The following is a 422-nucleotide window of genomic DNA, read 5'->3' on the forward strand; positions in this document are numbered from 1 at the left end:
ATGGAACAGAGATAGAATCCTGTACATCATAAATGTTACTGTACTGTTGAGCATTATGAGCTTGAATATAAAACTCAAAATCAGTCGTTATTAATCCATCATCATGAATAGTAGTACCACAACTTTTTACAATTAATGGACCAAAAATTTGTGCTTTTAACAACTGCAAATGTTGATGAAATTTATTAATTTCCTGATCTACATCTTCTACTTTTGTATCATGTAACTTTTTACAGATAACTGACTTTAGTACCAGTTTTTTATTATCTTTTACCTCTAACTTAGCCATAAGTAACCTCCTCTGTATCTAACACAGCCTGTTACTGAATTTGTTGATTCACTTGAACGCTCTGCAAACCAACCATTCTAGCATACTTTCCATTTTTCGCCATTAGTTCTTCATGAGTCCCATATTCCACAAT

General features: G+C 32.2%; 2 pseudogenes. Both read right to left on the minus strand.

What is annotated here, in order from left to right:
- Window positions 1–289, minus strand: a pseudogene (locus C1I92_RS33130) (AraC family transcriptional regulator); the annotation flags it as partial.
- Window positions 290–320: 31 nt separating this feature from the next.
- Window positions 321–422 (minus strand): annotated as a pseudogene (locus C1I92_RS35810) (ABC transporter ATP-binding protein); the annotation flags it as partial.

The organism is Jiangella anatolica (assembly GCF_003236295.1).
GTDB lineage: Bacteria > Actinomycetota > Actinomycetes > Jiangellales > Jiangellaceae > Jiangella > Jiangella anatolica.